We start from the raw sequence: 312 nt of genomic DNA, 5'->3' as shown, positions 1-312 counted from the left end.
ACCTTGAGTCGAGTTCAAGACTTTAACCAGCAGCCTATTGTCGATATGCAAGGCGCTTGTATTGACGAACAAGATATCTCAATTACAGAATATGAATTCAGCACTGACTACCTCAAGGGCAGCGTATCTGAAGAATCCGTGGATGAGGTATTACACAGTCACCTTCTAAAGTCTAACTGCCTAATTACCAACCAGCCAGACTGGGGAAGTGTTGAGATTCGATACAGTGGTAAGAAAATTAATCAAGAGGCTCTATTGCGCTACCTAGTGTCATTTAGAGAACACAACGAATTTCACGAGCAATGCGTGGAA

Annotated in this window: 1 pseudogene; it reads left to right on the top strand. The window is 42.6% G+C overall.

The features are described from left to right. Nucleotides 1-312: pseudogene (queF, locus tag AB4585_RS27250) on the top strand (NADPH-dependent 7-cyano-7-deazaguanine reductase QueF); the annotation flags it as partial.

Origin of the sequence: Vibrio sp. 10N.222.49.C9, assembly GCF_041474985.1 — a bacterium.
Lineage (GTDB): Bacteria > Pseudomonadota > Gammaproteobacteria > Enterobacterales > Vibrionaceae > Vibrio > Vibrio crassostreae_C.
The sequence above is the reverse complement of the archived record's forward strand: the minus strand, read 5'-3'. Positions and strand labels throughout refer to the sequence as shown.